Below are 18,298 nucleotides of genomic sequence, written 5' to 3'. Positions count from 1 at the left end.
ATGACCGAATTACTTCAGAAATACATGCCACGGGCCGCTGTGGAACCTGTCTTCAATCTAATTAAGAGATATAATGTACACCTTAAGATCGTTAATGAACGGGTTACCCGTCATGGTGATTATAAAAGGTTAGCCAATGGTGCTCACAGGATCACTGTGAATGCCAATCTCAATCCGTATCGATTTCTGATAACACTGGTGCATGAGATCGCACACCTGGTTGCCTTTGAGGAATATGGAAGAAGGATCAAGCCTCACGGAAAGGAATGGAAACACATATTTCAGCAAATGATGCTTCCTTTTATCAGGCCTGAAATATTTCCTTCTAACCTGCTGCCTTTACTCGCTAATCATTTTAAAAACCCCAAAGCTTCGAGCGATACCGATAACAAATTATCACTAGCTCTGAAACAATACGATCCGCCGAATGATAAAAACTTTATCTTTGAGATACCCTATGGAGGCACTTTTCGTTTGTACAATGGAAAGCTGTTCAAAAGAGGTAATAAGCGTGTAAAACGATATGAATGCATCGACCTTAGCAACGGAAGGATCTATTTGTTCAACCCCAACGCTGAAGTAGAATATATAAAGTAACTATGATGAACGATCTGTACGCAGTAATCATGGCCGGTGGAATCGGCTCTCGATTCTGGCCTGTGAGCACGACTAGCTTTCCAAAACAGTTTCACGATATGCTGGGAACTGGACAGAGTTTGCTTCAGAAAACACATTCCCGACTAGCCACAGGTATTCCTGCCGAAAATATCTGGGTACTAACCAACGAACGATATCGAGACCAGGTTTTACAGCAAATCGATGGAATGTCTGTAAACCAGGTAGTCCTGGAACCCGCCATGCGGAATACAGCTCCCTGCATCTTACTTTCGGCTTTGAAGATCGCTAAGATCAATCCTGATGCCTTAATGCTAGTAGCTCCAAGCGACCACTGGATCGAAGATGAGGAAGCTTTTATGAATGATGTGATGACCTGCTTCGAAGCATGTACCAAAGAAGATTTGTTGGTAACTCTCGGAATTCAGCCCACATTTCCAAACACTGGCTATGGTTATATCGAAAGTGATGATTCGGATACTTCAGAAATAAAAAAAGTACTTCAGTTCAGGGAAAAACCGGATTATGAGACAGCTAAGGAATTTCTTGCTGCGGGGAACTTTTTCTGGAATGCGGGAATTTTCATTTGGAGTGTGAAAAGTATCATCAGTGCATTTCAGCAGCATCTGCCGGAAATGTACAATTTGTTCAACTCAGGTAATTCTGCACTTAACACTTCAGAAGAAAAAGAATTCGTAGATAAAGAGTACGGTCGATCAGAAAATATTTCGATTGACTACGGAATACTTGAAAGGGCTGCAAACGTCCACGTAAAGCAAGCTTCTTTCGATTGGAACGACCTAGGAACATGGGGAGCCCTTCATGATAAGCTGGAGAAAGACGAAAGCTCAAACGCCGTAGTTCGTGCCATTACACATTTTGATGATTCCGAAGGGAACATGGTCTATACAAGTTCGGAGAAGTTGGTGGTGCTGGATGGAATAAAAGATTATATTGTGGTGGACAAAGACGATGTTCTGATGGTTTTTCCGAAAAGTAAAGAACAGGAGATCAAGTCTTTGCTGGCCGAAGTGAAAGCAAAATTCGGTGAAAAATATACGTAGATGAGTACCCCTGAGAACAATTCAAATCATATAAAGACTGAAGAGGAACAGTTTGAGCATTTAAAACTCTCAACCTGGGAAAACATAAAGAAATTCTTTTCGGAACTGCTTGGTATCCGTTCCGATACTGATCGGGATGCTACTATTTCGGCAGTTAAGAAGGACATTTCTTTTAAAGGGCACAACGCCTGGATCCTGATCTTTTCGATTTTCGTGGCGTCTATTGGTCTCAATGTGAGTAGTACTGCCGTTGTGATTGGAGCCATGCTTATCTCACCCCTTATGGGCCCGATCGTTGGTGTTGGATTGGGAGTTGCTATTAATGATGTCGAAATGCTACGCAGGTCACTCATCAACCTGGGTGTGATGATCGGTTTGAGTGTAATAACGGCATTCCTGTATTTCAAAATTTCCCCACTTACCGCCGAGACGCCTGAACTACTTGCAAGAACCTACCCAACCATATTAGATGTTCTCGTCGCCATATTTGGTGGTCTTGCTCTCATAGTAGCGAAGACTAAAAGCGGGACTATCGCCTCTGTGATCTTTGGTGTTGCCATTGCCACTGCACTAATGCCACCTCTTTGTACTGTAGGTTATGGCCTCGCCATTGGAAACCTGAGCTACGCCGGAGGAGCCATGTATTTATTTTCCATTAATACGGTATTTATTGCGCTATCCACATTCATAATAGCAAAATTGCTGCGATTTCCTTTAGTTCGGTATGCGAATTCACGAAGGAGAAGGCTTATTTCCCGTGTAGCTTCATTATTAGCCTTCATTGTTATGGTGCCAAGTATTATTTTGTTTCTGAATCTACTGGACCAGCAGGTATTTGAGAACCATGCTAGTGAATTTGTGCGAGACGTTGTAAATTACGAAGGAGCAGAGGTAGTTAAATTTACTCATGACTATGAAACCAGAGAAATTGAGGTCTATCTAATAGGAAGAATGGTGCCTCCGGGGACGCTGAATAAATGGCAAACTAACCTGGATGAGACCAAGAATCTTGAAGGAACTAGGCTCAATGTATATCAGGGAGACGATCAAAGTGGCGAACTAGCCGCTAAAATATCCGGTGACCTAAAACAGGATATACTGGAAGATCTGTATGTGAACAATCAGAAAGAACTCAAGGATAAAGACCTTCGTATTGAATTCCTCGAAAACGAGATCACCAAATTGAAGATAGATGAGATCGAGTTTGCTAATTTGAGCAAGGAGGTAAAGCTTAACTACGACAAATTGCTATCCTTCAGTTACTCTAAACGCGTTTTCGCTAATTTTAGTGAGGTGGATACTATTCCAAATACCATCGATACTATTCCAGTCTTTGAAGTAGAATGGGATCGTCGTGTGAACTCAAGGACGAAACAGGAAAATAGCGAGAAACTGGCCAATTGGTTAAAATTCAAGCTAGACCTGGACACTTTACTCATTGAAGAGAAATAAAAAAAGGCAGTCATTTGACTGCCTTTTTATTCTGTATAATTTTATTAGTTCTTAATGAACTTGTAGCTGGCCTGTCTTCCATCTACTTCGATCTGTGCGAAATAAACACCGCTCTTCAAACTTGAAACATCAATATTGTTTTCTGAAGAAATCACAGTAGAAAGTACGATCTTTCCGGTAACGTCTACAACAGTTACAGCAGTGCTTTCAAGACCATTCAACGAGAAGTTAATGAAGTCGGTAGTTGGGTTAGGATAGATATTAATTTTCTCACCCAGGTAGTCATCAAGACCTAAGGTCTCTCCTTCAACAATGATGTGCTGAGTGTTAATTGCCGGTCCAGTGAATGTATCAACTATTCCTGATGGCCACTTAATGATCATTTCTTCGATCTCTGTAGCCGCTCCAATTCCGAAATGTGCTACCAGAGAGTTCATGTGACTAAATCCTTGTCCGGAACGCACTTCACGGATCTGCATGCCCCAGTCGCCATAAATCTCGATACGGGCTCCAATACCATTCAGGTTACTCTGTACACCTTCGAGGCCGATCTTTACCCAGTTAAATCCTGAGTCGGCATCATTAAGCCAAAGGTCACCGTTATTCACAACATCGAGGAAACCATCTCCGTTGAAATCACCGATTCCACCCTCGTCGAATGGAAGATCTGTGCCCGTGAATGTGAGGTCGCCGTTATTCAGGTATAATTCTTTTGATAATTCTGAAAAAATATCTACAAATCCGTCGTTGTTAAAATCTGCAGCCTGGTTTTCCCATGCACCAAGATCGTTGGCATCAATTCCTGAACTTCCAATGATATCGGTGAAGTTTCCGGTGCCGTCGTTCAGCATAAGGCGGTTTTGGAAGTCGTGGTTTACGATGAATGCATCGAAGTCACCATCGTTATCAAAATCCTCAAACACAGTAGACCATGATTGCGCATTGTCTCTCATTCCGATGTCCAGGCCGTTTTCTGTGAATGTACCATCTCCATTGTTTGTATACATGGCATTATCGCGATTCGGGTCTCCCGGAAGGGCTCCTCCACGGCATTTAGTTAAATACATATCACTGTCTCCATCATTATCGTAGTCTACCCAGATCGCCGCATAGTTTCCAGGAGCGTCAATTGTTTGAATAAGAGTTTGATCCAGAGTAAGAGTACCTGTTCCATCGTTTCGGTAGGGGTGGCTAAGATCAATATCGTGACAAACAAAACTGTCCAGGTCACCATCGTTGTCGATGTCCGCCATTGTAGATCTCTGAGAGAAGATAAATTCGGGAAATGCGGTTTCAGTATATGCCGTTCCGTTAGCATTTGCATAAACGAAAGAAACTCGAGATCCGTTTCCTAAAACAAGGTCGTTATACCCGTTTTCGTCAAGGTCACCGGCAGCGATACTCCAGTTAGGAACATTCTGGATGGAAATTGGATAAAAAACGGAGTTAAACGTTCCATCTCCTTGCTGGTAATCTATTCCAATACCGTTGGCAGATACCCTAACGTAATCGTCCAGCCAGTCACCGTTCATGTCGACCGCAGTCTCTGAGTTATCCGGATAATTTCCTAATAGACCTCCCGCGTTAGTGAATGAAACCTGTGCATATGACATAGCGCCCATAAGCAAAGCGATGCCAAAGAGTAATGTGTTTTTCATGGGATTAATTTTTGATAGCGTTAAAAATAGTGCAAAAATCTGTGAATATCCGTAGGAATCTTTTAAAATTTAGCCCTCTTTGAGCTGAACATCCCGGATTTTCTTAAATAGATCGGAAGAATATACAAAATCGATAACGTCCTTGTTATCCGACTTAAAGATGTCTTTATTACTTCCTTCCCACACCAGTAATCCGTTTTTCAATAGCACAATGCTCTCGCCTATTTCCATCACCGAATTCATGTCGTGGGAAACCACCACGGTAGTGATATTGTATTCTTTGGTGATTTCCTGGATGAGGTTGTCGATCACCGTGGCAGTGTTCGGATCAAGGCCTGAGTTTGGTTCGTCACAAAATAAGTAGTGTGGTTTGTTTACTATGGCTCGTGCAATGGAAACTCGTTTTTGCATACCACCGGAGATCTCGGCAGGGTATTTATTATTTACCCCTTGCAGATTTACTCTGGCAAGTACTTCATTCACTCTTTCCAGCATTTCAGATTTCTTCCTATTTGTAAACATACGGAGGGGAAACATGACATTTTCCTCTATCGTCATGGAATCGAATAAAGCGCCTCCCTGGAATAACATGCCAATATCCTCGCGTAACTTTCTCTTTTCGTCGTCGTCCATCTTCTGAATGGCCTTGTCACCGTAAAAGATCTTTCCTACTTCAGGTTGAAAGAGTCCGAGTAAACATTTCAGAAGAACAGTTTTACCACTTCCACTGGCCCCGATAATAAGGTTGGTTCTACCTTTTTCAAATACAGTAGATATGCCTTTAAGCACCTCATGCTCACCAAAACTTTTATGGATGTTCTCAACACGTATCATTAGCTCAATAGGAGTGAAGTTACGATATAGTTCATTAAAATGATAAGTACACTGGTCCAGACAAAGGAATTCGTACTCGCTTTCCCCACTTCCAATGCGCCTCCCTTCATAAAATAGCCCTGCCATGAAGGGACGGTGGCTAAAATAAATGCGAAAATGAAGGTTTTAATGAAGGCATAAGTAAGGTGAAAGGGATCAAATGAATCTTGTAAACCGGTGACAAACTCGCCAGGTGATACGAATCCTCCGTAGACACCGGCAAGGAATCCTCCAAAAATTCCAAGGAACATGGCTAATGCTATAACAAATGGGTAAAGCATGAGAGCAACCACTTTTGGAAAGACCAGGTAATTAAGGGAGTTTATACCCATAACATCCAGGGCATCTATTTGTTCGGTAACACGCATAGAACCAATACTCGAGGTAATAAAAGAGCCCATTTTTCCCGCCATGATGATAGATATAAAGGTAGGAGCGAACTCTAGTATCATGGACTGACGAGTTGCGAAACCAATAAGCGACTTTGGAATTAGAGGATTTTCGAGATTTAATGCGGTCTGTATGGCGATTACACCTCCTACGAAAAAGGAAATAAAGGATACGATACCCAGTGAACCCAGGATTAGGTCGTTTATTTCTTTGAAAACGAGCTCTCTAAGTACTGATGCCTTGGTAAATCCACTGAAAACCCTCCTTAACATAAGGAAGTAGGATCCAACATCCTTGAGAGCTCTAATTACTATCATACAAGGCTAAAATAACAAATTTAACCGACGAAAACGGCCTATATCCTTGTTAAGAAAGCACTATTTCTTTCCTAACAATTCCATCATTTTGTGGAAGATGTCTGTATTTTCATAAATACCCCGGAACGACTCTGAGCCTGGTCCGTAGGCAAAAACAGGAATTAATGTAGCCGAATGTCCACTCGTAGCAAAAGTAGGATCTAACTTGTAATAATTATCTCCCTTGGCAGATAGTGTGAAACCGCCTGTTTCATGATCGGCCGTAACGATTACCAGAGTGTTACCGTTGTTTTCAGCAAAATCAAGGGCTATCCCTATGGTCTTGTCGAAGTCGATCTGTTCCCCCAGCAAGTAGTCAGTGTCGTTATCATGTCCGCCCCAGTCGATCTGGGAACCTTCTATCATTAGAAAGAAACCTTCTTCGTTTTTTGAAAGGTAGTCGAGTGCCATTTGAGTGCTATTCGGCAAGAAATCACCGCGCCCGTCAATCATCTTGGGCATACCGTCCTCCGCGAGAATGATGAGTTGTTTTTTATCTGAAATCATCTCAGGAAGAGCATCCGTATGTACATCGAAGCCTTTTGCTTTGAAGTCTTCATACAGGTTTTTTCCATCGGTTCTCTGTGAGAAGAATTTGTCTCCACCACCAGCGATGAAGTCCAATTCGCTTTCTGCTAATTGCTCTGCTATCTGCTGGTAAATTCTTCTTGATTTTACATGCGCATAAAAAGCTGCAGGTGTTGCGTGTACTACGGAAGATGTGGCAATCACTCCTGTAGCATACCCACTTTCTGAGAGGATCTCGACAATCGAAGTTACTGGTTTATTCTTATTGCTGAATCCAACTGCGCCGTTATACGTTTTCACCCCACTGGCAAAAGCAGTAGCTCCTGCGGCGGAGTCGGTCACCAACTGGGCCGAAGAGGAGGTTCGCATAAGCCCAATATCGTTGAACCTTGTAAAATTTGAGGTTTCTTCATTAAAATAGAAACTTGCGGACACCTGGCTAAGTCCCATGCCATCCCCAATGAGAAGGATGATATTCTTTGGTTTTTGTATCTCTGTGTTGACAGGGCTTTGTGCCCAGTTGCTAATTGAGGCCCCGAGCAACAGTAGGGTGATTAGGTATTTCATAATGTCTTAATTTTCAATATAAATTTAGAATCTTTTGCTGCGATATTCGTTAAGGCGAAGTTATAATTTCAGAATAACTTTTTCCAGATTTTTTTCCACCGAAGTTTACGGATGAATTTGCCTGCTTCAGGGGTTACCAGATAGTCCGAATCGTCCTTGAGATATCCTTTTATACAATCGAAGAAGTATCCAATATTTCCTTTTCTGAAAGCAAGTTTAGCAGACGCAATACTCGTTAGAATGAACCCATAACGCATCCGTCTGAAAGCAGTTCCTTGTAATTTACCTGCTTTGGATGCATAGGCTGTACCCGTGGGTTTAAGGTGTTTTACCTCCAGCTCTGGAACCGTCTGAACCTTCCAGCCGTGAAATTGCGCGAGCAACTCGTCTATGGTATCCCATCCCATGGCTTTTTCAATGCCACCGATCTGTTCAAAACACTCCTTTCGATAGGCTTTTAACGCACCCCGAATATGGTCCTTTCCGGTCAATTCTTCACGAACCCATCCCGATTCCTTTTTTATGGTGCAGAAACCTCCTGCCATCCCGATTTTAGGATGCTCCTTAAATACAGCTACTATTTTCTCCAGATAATCCAAAGGAAATTCAAGATCGGCATCGAATTTACAGATGATGTCGTACTCCTCGTCCAGTAGTGAAAATCCTTTGTAGAATGCTTCAACAACTTTTGTGCCGGGGGTGTGATCCTCACCAGAGGAGATTGTTGTTCCTGAAATAAAATCGAAACGTTTTGAGAAGTCGGCTATGATGCTCTGGGTGTTATCGGTAGAATGATCGTTGACTACCAGTATTTTCGATGGGAGTAATGTTTGATTGGCAAGCGAATTCAGCGTAGTCGCTAAATGTGCTTCTTCGTTATGCGCTGGTATTACGATATAGCATTTCACTTGGAACGTTCAGCATAAACCAGGTAGTACCGTGGTGTGAAACGGCGCAAGATTGGTCTTATGCCTATTTTTCTTACTGGGTTTGTGAATTTCTCCCTCTTTTTAATGTGCCATCCTGACTTCTCCAGCAACCAGTCGAACTGCCAGTCCTCGAATTCGTGATAGTGCCTGTCCCAGTCGTCGGTTTTACTCCTGTAGGCAGAAGCAAACCACAATTTCAAAGGTACAGAGGCAACGAGTTTTTGAGATTGTATATCCTGAAGAACGTTGAAAGGGGAGACCATGTGCTCAAAGATTTCAAAAGCAGTAACCACATCGTATCCGTCTGTTTTAACAGCCGAGGTATCGACGTCGAGGTCTTCACCCTGGGTATTCGTTACGTCATAACCTTCTTTCCGAAGCAATTCGGAAAAGGGATTTTGAATCCCGAGATCGAGAATCTTATCTTGTTTATTGACGAACTGGCCGAGGAAATTTAGCGTATACTTATATCGTTTTTTTGGAATCTTACCTTCGTACATCAGACCCTGTAAACAATTGCGTTTATGTTCATGCCCGCGCCAACGCTGGCGAAGATAATTATGTCGCCTTCATTTACTTGGTGCTCATCCAGTTGTCGTCTTAATACGAGGTCGTATAGCGTAGGAACCGTTGCTACACTGGAATTTCCAAGGGTGTTGATGCTCATGGGCATTACGTCTTCCGGCGCTTCTTCCCCGTACAACCGATAGAATCTCTTGATGATGGCTTCGTCCATCTTCTCATTCGCCTGGTGAATGAAAATTTTCTTTACTTCTGAAATATCACATCCACTTTCATCCAGGCATTCTTTCATCGCTCCCGGCACATTGGAAATGGCGAACTCATAGATCTTTCGACCGTACATTTTTATATACCTCCTGGCATCGTTGAGTTCCTGGTTATTGCTCTCTCCGAAGTAAATGAAATGAGCCTCGTCGAAGGCGAAAGTAGCAGAAATATGCGCTAGGATACCGCCTTGATCGTCATCCGTAGATTGGATAACAGTGGCACCGGCTCCATCGCTATAGATCATCGAATCCCTATCGTGCTGATCGATCACCCGTGATAAGGTTTCTGCACCAATTACCAGGCAGTTCTTTGCCATTCCGGATTTGATGTAGGCATGCGCCTGAATAACTCCTTCGATCCATCCGGGACAACCGAAAAGTATGTCGTAAGCTACACAGCGATGGTTTTTAATCTTTAATAAATGCTTTACCCTTGATGCCAGGCTTGGAACAGTATCACTTTGCTGGGTTCCGTGTTTCACGTCGCCGTAGTTGTGGGCTACAATGATATAGTCCAGTTCCTCCTGATCCAGATCTGCATCTTTTAGTGCCTTCATGGCGGCGCGTGTAGCAATATCGGAGGTGGTTTTTTCGTCTGTGATATACCGTCGTTCGGAAATTCCGGTGATGGCCTTGAATTTTTCAATGATCACCGTATTCTCGTGTCCGAAAACCGTTCCGTCTTCATTGTAAAAGGTGTGTTCCTGAAACTGGTCATTCGGGGCAACTCCCTTTGGAATATAACTGCCCACTCCTGTTATCCTCGTACTCATGACAATAAATTTGAATAAAAATAAGTAAAACTGTTAATGATTCCTTGTTATTGCCAAGAAAAATACCAGTTAGTCCTTATGCTTCCATATACGCCTCTATAGGGGTACAGGTGCAAATCAGGTTTCGATCTCCGAATGCTTCGTCCACACGCCGCACCGTTGGCCAGAATTTATTTTCTGCTACATGATCCATTGGGTAAGCGGCAGTTTTCCGACTGTAAGGAAATTCCCAGCTATCCGATGTGACCATTGCCATGGTATGCGGTGCGTTCTTCAGCAGATTGTGTTCGTCGTCCTTGTCAACAGCTTCGATCTCCATATGAATGGAAATCATGGCATCGCAAAAACGATCCAACTCTTCTTTACTTTCACTCTCCGTAGGCTCGACCATCATCGTTCCCGCTACCGGGAAGGAAACTGTAGGTGCGTGGAAACCGTAATCCATCAAACGTTTTGCAATATCCACTACCTCAATGCCTTTCTCGCGGTAAGGACGGCAATCGATGATCATCTCATGTGCCGCTCTTCCATTCTCCCCGGCGTATAACACTTCGTAATGTCCGTGCAGGCGCTCCTTGATATAGTTGGCATTCAGAATTGCATATTCAGTAGATTTTCTAAGCCCACGCTCTCCCAGCATACAGATATATCCGTAAGAGATGATACAGGCCAGAGCACTACCCCAGGGTGCTGCGGATATAGCTGTAATACCTTTTTCACCTCCTGTTTTAATTACCGGATTCGTGGGGAGAAAGGGTACGAGTTGCTCTGCAACACAGATAGGTCCAACTCCAGGTCCTCCACCTCCGTGCGGGATGGCAAAAGTCTTGTGGAGGTTCAGGTGACAAACATCGGCTCCAATAGCTCCCGGATGCGTAATAGCCACCTGGGCATTCATGTTTGCACCATCCATATATACCTGTCCACCATATTCATGAATAAGACTGGTAATCTCTATGATCGCACTTTCGTATACACCATGGGTTGATGGATAAGTAACCATTAGAGCGGCCAGGTTATCTTTGTGTTCCTCTGCCTTAACTCTAAGATCCTCAACATCGATATTACCTTCTTCGGTGGCCTTTGTTACAACTACTTTCATTCCCGCCATAACAGCACTCGCTGGATTAGTTCCATGAGCCGATGAAGGGATCAGGCAAATGTTTCGGTGTCCTTCACCCCTGGATTCGTGATAGGCTCTAATCACCATCAGGCCGCTGTACTCACCCTGTGCACCCGAATTGGGTTGAAGTGATGTGCCGGCAAAGCCAGTGATCTCAGTTAGCTGATTCTCTAGTTTTTTCAGCATCACCTGGTATCCCTTGGCCTGGTGTATTGGTACAAATGGATGTATGTTTGCCCAAAGGGGATCGCTAAGGGGTAACATCTCTGCGGCGGCATTTAATTTCATTGTACATGAACCCAAGGAGATCATGGAATGATTTAATGAAAGATCTTTACGCTCCAGTTTTTTGATATAGCGCATTAGTTCCGTCTCACTATGGTAAGTGTTGAACACCTCATGTTCCATGAAGGCGGAATTTCTCGCCACCGAAGCCGGAATGGCCGAGGCACTGCTTAATTCCGATATGTGTATTGATTCCCGTTGTGTTGCTTCGGCGAAAACAGCAAGTATGTTATTCACTTCCTTGAGAGACGTGGTTTCATTCAGTGAAATTTGAATTGTATCCCTGTCCTTGTAATAAAAATTCATCCTCGCTGACTCAGCAAAAGGTCTTACTTTATTGCTCGGTGCTTCTATTACCAGGGTGTCAAAGAAGGACTCATTGAGCTGTTGTATCCCAAGTTGTTTGAGGCCATCTGACAGGGTAACAGTAGCATGGTGTACTTTGTCTGCGATATATCTCAGTCCGTTTGGCCCGTGATATACGGCATACATCCCTGCCATCACCGCAAGGAGTACCTGGGCGGTACAAATATTAGACGTAGCTCTGTCACGCTTAATGTGTTGTTCCCTGGTTTGAAGTGCCATTCGAAGGGCACGATTGCCGTCGAGATCCCTGGTAACACCAATTATTCGTCCTGGGATATGACGTTTAAATTCTTCGCGTGTAGCGAAATATGCTGCGTGAGGGCCTCCATATCCCAGTGGAATTCCAAAGCGTTGTGTTGTTCCCACAACCACATCGGCTCCAAGTTTTCCCGGAGCCTCGAGCTTGACCAGGCTAAGGATATCTGCGGCGACTGCCACTCTGATACCGCTATTATGTGAATTTTCAATAAACTCACTGTAATCGTATATCATTCCGGATGTTCCGGGATATTGAAGGATCGCTCCAAAAAATTCAGAAGAATAATCAAAAGTTCTGTGATCACCCACCACCAATTCGATCCCAATAGGATTTGATCTCGTTTTTAAGAGGGCGAGGGTTTGAGGTAACACTTCTTCTGAAACAAAGAATTTCACGACCTTATTCTTCTTTTGGTCTCTATCCCTAACCGCAAAAAGCAAGGTCATCGCTTCTGCCGCAGATGTAGCTTCATCTAGAAGGGAAGCATTGGCGATCTCCATACCTGTGAGATCGGATACCATGGTCTGGAAATTCAACAGGGCCTCAAGCCTTCCTTGAGCTATTTCAGCTTGATAAGGAGTATAGGCTGTGTACCAGCCCGGGTTCTCGAGTATATTCCTTTGAATTACCGCAGGCAAATAGGCCTCGTGATATCCCAACCCTATATAGGTGTCGAATAACTTGTTCTCTTCAGCAAGTTCATTAATGTGCTCCAGGTATTCCTGTTCACTCATGGCACTGTCGAGAATGAGTTTTTCTTTTAAGAGAATTTCATTGGGAATGGTTTCATGGATTAGTTGATCCATGCTATCCACACCAATGGTTTCAAGCATTACAGGAAGGTCGTTTTTACGAGGGCCGATATGTCTTCGGGCAAAAGAATCCGTTTTCATTTATAGCAAATTTTAAGATTCAGCAAAATTACGATATAAACCCTTAAAGTTCTTTTAAAAATATCATAGGAATGCACAATTTTTCCACGAAATCCATGAGTTACTAACATTTGGCTATTTTTGTTTCATGAAGATTCTCAAAGCTATTTTCAATTTCTATCTTAATAGTAGTATTCATGTGGCTGTAGCGGTTTGTTCGCTTTTATATCTCACAGTTTTTGAATACGATCTTCAATTGAGTTCATCACTACTTGGCTTTGTTTTCTTCGGAACAATCTCCGGCTATAATTTTGTAAAGTATGCGGGTGTGGCTCGTTTCCACCATCGCAGCCTTACGAAATCGCTTAGAGTGATCCAGATATTTTCGCTTATCAGTTTTGCACTTCTAGTGTATTTTCTAATTCAACTCCCTCCGATACTATATGTGTTAGCGGGGATTCTGGCGGTCATCACCTTTCTCTATGCCACTCCAATATTGGGGAAACGCACATTGCGAAAACTGTCCGGATTCAAGATCTTTGCGGTAGCTGCGGTATGGGCCGGTATTACTGTTTTATTCCCCTGGTATGCAGTTCAGGATATGGTTACGGATGATGTCTGGCTCACTTTTGTGCAGCGATTTCTAATTGTGATCGTGCTCACCATCCCTTTTGAGATTCGGGATCTTCGTTTCGATGAAACTGCCCTTGGAACATTACCACAGAAATTAGGGGTGAATACTTCCAAATGGCTGGGTGTAGTTGTGATGTACGCTGGTTTTTCCCTGGACCTTTTTAAGGACGAATTCAGTTGTGCACATTCAAGTGCTTTTGCAATCACCTGTTTTCTCTGCGCTCTTGCCCTATGGGGAGCGAGAGAGCGTCAGGGTAGGTATTATTCTTCGTTTGTAGTGGAGGGAATACCGCTTTTATGGGTGGGACTATTCTACGTGTTGAAGTATTATTTTGAGATCTCCTGTTGAATTACCTTTTGAAGCTCCTTTTTCTTATCTTCAGGCAAAGACCGGAGATTGGCCTTCTGAATGATCTCCGTTAACTTGCTATTCTCTTCCGAATGCTGCCGGCAAACCTTACACATCCATTGGTGCATCCGCATCAACATCCGCTCAAACCTGCTCGATTCCCGGTACTGGGACTTATCACAGATATGCGCTGCATCTTTACATTTGAATAGTATTCCTAGATTCATTAAAACCAATTTTCCTGCAGGCACATCGCCAGGGCACGCCTTGCTCTGTGGATGATTACCCACAGGTTAGACGGTGTGATATTAAATTCATTACAGATCGCTTCGGTATCGAAATTATCGATGGTTTTCATCCTAAATATCCGAGCTTGGCGCTCATCAAGGGTATCCATACAGTTGAGAATAGCCATGCCTAATTCCTCGTTCTCCATGCTGTCTTCGGCGGTCCTGTCGAAAGGGTCTTTCACCTTTTCTTCCAGCCATTCTCCCTCAGCGTCTTCATCGTTGTAGTTCACCCTAACTTCGGCTTTCCCCTTTGTGGAATTGATCTTCCGATAGTAGTCGATGATCTTCCTTTTGAGGATGGAAATGAGCCAGGTCCGTTCGGAAGCTTCTCCCTTAAAATTATCCTTCGATTTAAGTCCGGCCAGGAAGGTTTCGGAAATAAGATCCTGGGCAATTTCATGATCGTTAACCCGTACAATGGTATAATTGTACAAATAGTCTGAATACCTGCGTACCCAATTCTCAGGATGTAACATTTCACTTCCCATAGCGTTCCGAAAGGATGTATCAAAAATAACAAAGTTTAATCAACCTTTTACGCATTAATTTCAATTTAAGATTAAAGGAGTTATGATTAATGTCATTTCTTTGAGGAAAGGACTTCTTTACCTTTCATAGTTAATTTCAGAAAAAATAAAAATGAAGAAAATTATACTGCTCATTGCTATATTCTTTATCGGACTAAATAGCTACACACAGAACAACGACAGATTCTACGCTACCATGGCATTGCAAGATGCGCATGAACTACAGAACGATCAACCGGGTGAGATCCAAATCCTCGCCGAACGCGGAAATGAAGCTGCTGTCTACATGTCGGAAACTGCAGCTGAAGCATTGCATGGCAGAATTCTTGTCCATGGGCCAGGCTATATTTTCAAGCCTAGTGCCGACGCTGCCATCGAATCTCTGGAACGAATAGTAAATAGGGATAATTCCAGGATAGCATTTACCATAACCGAAGATGTTGCTGTTCTCCAGGCGATCAACCTTGTCAATGTTCAGAATATTGAAGATCATATTATCGAATTGGAAAACTACGGTTCACGCTATCACACCTTCGGTTCTGCCACGCAAGCGGCAATGGATCTCAAGACAAAATGGGAAGACATGGCCGCCTTACATGGGCGAACTGACGTGAGTGTTCGACTTTACAACCATTCAAACACACAGATGCCATCGGTTATTATGACAATAGAAGGTTCGGAGTTTCCGGATGAATTTGTGATAGTTGGTGGACACCTCGATTCTACTTCTTTTCAGGGAAATAATGATGCCCCCGGAGCCGATGACGATGCCTCAGGGATCGCAACAATTACGGAAGCTGCAAGGGTATTATTTGAGTCGGGATTTGTTCCGAAGCGAACGATCGAGATAATGGCTTATTCGGCGGAGGAGATCGGATTGGTAGGTTCCCAGGAAATAGCGCAGGAATACGGTTCAAATAATGTGGATGTAACGGCTTACGTGAATTTCGACATGACCAACTACAATGGCTCCGGCAACGATGTGTATTTCATCACCGATTTTACAGACGGTAGTCTGAATACCTTTCTGATGGAACTGATGAATCATTATAATTCATCCGGAAGCCATATGTTTACATACGGTACATCTGTTTGTAATTACGGTTGTTCCGATCATGCCAGCTGGAACAATGAAGGCTATATGGCGGCATTTCCTTTTGAATCCAGTTTCGGACAACACAACCCAAACATCCATACAGCCAACGACACCTTCAGTTTTATTGGAACAGCCGAACATGCGGCGAAATTCAGTAAGCTCTGTGCCGAATTCCTGATCGAGACCGCGAAGAGTGATGGACAACTTGCGGTTCTTGAAGTTGATTCAAATGTGTACGAGATCTATGTTTCAAACAATACACTCTACTACGAGTTTAATGACTACGAAGCGGATATCAGTTCAGTTGTTATTTACGATCTTGTTGGAAATACGATAATGACTCTCCAGGATCCCGATAATCAGGGTGCCATCAACATGAATCACCTTGCTTCCGGAATGTATATCGCCAATTTCACCACAGATTACTCAGAAGTGGTGAATAAAAAGGTGATGGTTAGATAAATAATCTTAAATTAATTTTTCAGAAGTCCGGCCCGACGCAGCAATGCGTCCGGGTCTGGTTTGTGACCGCGGAATTTAACATACAATTCCATGGGGTCCTGCGTACCCCCTTGTGACAGCACATTTTCCTTGAATTTCATCGCTACGGTTTTGTTGAAAATACCTTCCTTTTTGAAGTATTCGAAAGCATCCGCATCCAGCACCTCGGCCCATTTATAGCTGTAATAGCCGGCAGAATAACCGCCCTGGAAAATATGTGAAAAGGAAGTACTCATACAGGTCGATGGAGTTTCGGGATACAATCTAGTAGCTTCAAACGCTTTATTCTCGAATTCTTTTACATTGGTTATTTCTGAAGGATTCGCGCCATGCCAGGCCATGTCGAGCAATCCGAAGCTCAATTGGCGCATGGTCTGCATGCCTTCATGGAAAGTAGAGGAATCCTTTATCTTTTGAACCAGTTCCATTGGGATAGTCTCGGCGGTTTCAAAGTGTTTCGCGAATAGTTCGAGCGTTTCCTTTTCATAACACCAATTCTCCAGAACCTGGCTAGGCAATTCCACAAAATCCCAGTAGACATTCGTGCCGGATAGGCCGGAATAGGTTGTATTGGCGAGCATTCCATGGAGCGCGTGTCCGAACTCGTGGAACAAAGTGGTCACCTCGTTAAACGTAAGCAAGGAAGGTTTGGTGGAAGTAGGTTTGGTAAAGTTACAAACGATGGAAATATGCGGACGTTCGTTCACTCCGTTCTTGAACTGCTGAGGTCTGAATGAGGTCATCCAGGCACCGTTTCTCTTTCCGGGACGGGGGTGGAAATCGGCATAGAAAAGAGCAACAAAAGTTCCCTCCTGGTCGGTAACATTGTACGTCTTTACATCTTCGTGGTATAGGTCCACGGTATCGGTGAGCTCAAAATTAAGTCCGAAAAGTTTGTTAGCTACCGAGAAAACACCTGCTATCACCTTTTCCAATTCGAAATATGGTTTAAGTTTTTCGTCGTCCAGGTCAAATTGCTGCTGCTTTAGCTTTTCAGCATAATAGGCACTGTCCCATTTCTGTAATTCAGAAATACCGTCCAGTTTCATTGCGAAATCACTGAGTTTGTCGAATTCCTGAACTGCCGCTGGTTTTGCTTTTTCAAGTAAATTATTCAGAAAACCAGTTACTTTTTCGGGTGTTTCTGCCATACGTTCTTCAAGAACGAAGTGCGCGTGCGAATCGTACCCTAGCAGTACTGCTCTTTGGTAACGGAGGTTGGCGATACGAAGCACGTTGGCTTCGTTATTATTGTCGTTATCCTGGAATCCACGTGCTCCGAAAGCCAGGGAAAGTTTCTTGCGAAGTTCCCTGTTCCTTGCATATTTCATGAAAGGAATATAGCTAGGGTAGTCCAGTGTGATCACCCATCCGTCCAGGTCACGCTCTTTAGCCGTCATGGCTGCTGCCTCTTTGATGCCATCCGGCAGGCCATCGAGGTCTGTTTCAGAGGTGAGATGCATATAATAGCCGTTGGTATCGGCCAACACGTTTTCACCAAATTTCAGGGTAAGTTGTGCCAGCTCGGCATCGATCTCACGTAATTTCTTTTTGTCATCAAGGGAGAGATTGGCACCGTTACGAGCGAACCCCTTGTATTGAATTTCCAACAATCGCTGTTCTTCCCCATTCAGTGGAAGATTCTTTCTTTGGTCGTAAACCTTTTTTACTTTTCTGAAAAGTTCCTCATTCAGCAACAAGTCATTTCTGAAGTTGGAAAGTAAGGGAGATACTTCCTGGGCTATTTTCTGGATCTCATCACTGGTTTCAGCGCTGTTGAGATTGAAGAATATACTGCTAACGAGGTTTAGTTGCTCTCCGCTGCGCTCAAGAGCTTCAACGGTGTTTCCGAATGTAGGTGCTTCCGAGTTCTCAACAATGCTGTCGATCACGGCTTTGGTTTCTTCAATTAGTTGTTTGAATGCGGGTAAATAATGCTCGTTTTCGATCTTTGAAAACGGGGCTGAGGAGAATTTATCGAGTAGTGGGTTCATTAAGTTCGAC

16 protein-coding genes are annotated in these 18,298 nt (G+C 43.4%); 5 read left to right on the top strand and 11 right to left on the bottom strand.

The window, feature by feature from the left end; all coding sequences use genetic code 11:
- The 3 genes from J1N09_RS09995 to J1N09_RS09985 are packed head-to-tail and all read left to right on the top strand — an operon-like array spanning nucleotide 1 to nucleotide 3,131.
- Nucleotides 1-597 carry a SprT-like domain-containing protein gene (locus J1N09_RS09995; protein WP_265200040.1) on the top strand — a complete coding sequence of 199 codons (597 nt, stop codon included), beginning with the start codon at nucleotides 1-3 and terminating at the stop codon, nucleotides 595-597.
- Between the two features lie 2 nt (nucleotides 598-599).
- A complete protein-coding gene (locus J1N09_RS09990) occupies nucleotides 600-1,679 on the top strand; it encodes a mannose-1-phosphate guanylyltransferase (RefSeq protein ID WP_265200039.1) in 1,080 nt (359 codons plus the stop codon).
- On the top strand, nucleotides 1,680-3,131 hold the full coding sequence (locus tag J1N09_RS09985; RefSeq protein WP_265200038.1) for a DUF389 domain-containing protein: 1,452 nt from the start codon (nucleotides 1,680-1,682) through the stop codon (nucleotides 3,129-3,131).
- Nucleotides 3,132-3,175: 44 nt separating this feature from the next.
- On the opposite strand, the gene J1N09_RS09980 is transcribed toward J1N09_RS09985, so the two are convergent.
- The 8 genes from J1N09_RS09980 to gcvP form a co-directional block, all read right to left on the bottom strand.
- Entirely contained in the window at nucleotides 3,176-4,789 is a 1,614-nt protein-coding gene (locus J1N09_RS09980; protein ID WP_265200037.1) for an FG-GAP-like repeat-containing protein, read from the bottom strand.
- Between the two features lie 69 nt (nucleotides 4,790-4,858).
- The gene (locus J1N09_RS09975) at nucleotides 4,859-5,623 is read right to left on the bottom strand and encodes an ABC transporter ATP-binding protein (protein ID WP_265200123.1); all 765 of its coding nucleotides are present in this window, start codon (nucleotides 5,621-5,623) and stop codon (nucleotides 4,859-4,861) included.
- Nucleotides 5,623-6,369 (bottom strand): MlaE family ABC transporter permease, encoded by a 747-nt coding sequence (locus J1N09_RS09970; RefSeq protein WP_265200036.1) that lies wholly within the window; start codon nucleotides 6,367-6,369, stop codon nucleotides 5,623-5,625. The genes J1N09_RS09975 and J1N09_RS09970 overlap by 1 nt, the downstream gene beginning before the upstream one ends.
- Nucleotides 6,370-6,429: 60 nt before the next feature.
- Complete coding sequence (locus tag J1N09_RS09965) at nucleotides 6,430-7,503, bottom strand: alkaline phosphatase (protein WP_265200035.1); 1,074 nt, start codon at nucleotides 7,501-7,503, stop codon at nucleotides 6,430-6,432.
- Between the two features lie 68 nt (nucleotides 7,504-7,571).
- On the bottom strand, nucleotides 7,572-8,411 hold the full coding sequence (locus J1N09_RS09960) for a glycosyltransferase family 2 protein (protein WP_265200034.1): 840 nt from the start codon (nucleotides 8,409-8,411) through the stop codon (nucleotides 7,572-7,574).
- Nucleotides 8,408-8,932: a class I SAM-dependent methyltransferase gene (locus J1N09_RS09955; RefSeq protein WP_265200033.1), complete on the bottom strand. Its 525-nt coding sequence runs from the start codon at nucleotides 8,930-8,932 to the stop codon at nucleotides 8,408-8,410. Before J1N09_RS09955 ends, J1N09_RS09960 begins: the two co-directional genes overlap by 4 nt.
- Entirely contained in the window at nucleotides 8,932-9,993 is a 1,062-nt protein-coding gene (locus tag J1N09_RS09950) for a 3-oxoacyl-ACP synthase III family protein (RefSeq protein ID WP_265200032.1), read from the bottom strand. Before J1N09_RS09950 ends, J1N09_RS09955 begins: the two co-directional genes overlap by 1 nt.
- 76 nt (nucleotides 9,994-10,069) lie before the next feature.
- Nucleotides 10,070-12,919, bottom strand: coding sequence for an aminomethyl-transferring glycine dehydrogenase (gene gcvP / locus J1N09_RS09945; protein ID WP_265200031.1), 2,850 nt, complete (start codon nucleotides 12,917-12,919; stop codon nucleotides 10,070-10,072).
- 127 nt (nucleotides 12,920-13,046) lie between these two features.
- On the opposite strand from gcvP, the gene J1N09_RS09940 reads away from it, so the two are divergent.
- Complete coding sequence (locus J1N09_RS09940; RefSeq protein WP_265200030.1) at nucleotides 13,047-13,880, top strand: hypothetical protein; 834 nt, start codon at nucleotides 13,047-13,049, stop codon at nucleotides 13,878-13,880.
- Here J1N09_RS09940 and J1N09_RS09935 read toward each other — a convergent pair.
- Together J1N09_RS09935 and J1N09_RS09930 are read right to left on the bottom strand one after the other, a co-directional pair.
- Nucleotides 13,859-14,107, bottom strand: a complete 249-nt coding sequence (locus J1N09_RS09935; protein ID WP_265200029.1) for a hypothetical protein — start codon at nucleotides 14,105-14,107, stop codon at nucleotides 13,859-13,861. The two genes, J1N09_RS09940 and J1N09_RS09935, sit on opposite strands and share 22 nt — an antisense overlap.
- Nucleotides 14,107-14,658: a sigma-70 family RNA polymerase sigma factor gene (locus tag J1N09_RS09930; RefSeq protein WP_265200028.1), complete on the bottom strand. Its 552-nt coding sequence runs from the start codon at nucleotides 14,656-14,658 to the stop codon at nucleotides 14,107-14,109. Before J1N09_RS09930 ends, J1N09_RS09935 begins: the two co-directional genes overlap by 1 nt.
- Before the next feature lie 151 nt (nucleotides 14,659-14,809).
- Between J1N09_RS09930 and J1N09_RS09925 the strand changes: the two genes are divergently transcribed.
- Complete coding sequence (locus J1N09_RS09925) at nucleotides 14,810-16,255, top strand: M20/M25/M40 family metallo-hydrolase (protein ID WP_265200027.1); 1,446 nt, start codon at nucleotides 14,810-14,812, stop codon at nucleotides 16,253-16,255.
- 11 nt (nucleotides 16,256-16,266) lie between these two features.
- Here the strand turns inward: J1N09_RS09925 and J1N09_RS09920 are convergent, their stop codons facing one another.
- Nucleotides 16,267-18,288 (bottom strand): M3 family metallopeptidase, encoded by a 2,022-nt coding sequence (locus J1N09_RS09920; protein WP_265200026.1) that lies wholly within the window; start codon nucleotides 18,286-18,288, stop codon nucleotides 16,267-16,269.
- Nucleotides 18,289-18,298 lie beyond the last annotated feature (10 nt).

The organism is Aureitalea sp. L0-47 (assembly GCF_026126405.1).
Lineage (GTDB): Bacteria > Bacteroidota > Bacteroidia > Flavobacteriales > Flavobacteriaceae > Pukyongia.
This window is presented reverse-complemented; position numbering and strand designations above follow the sequence as displayed.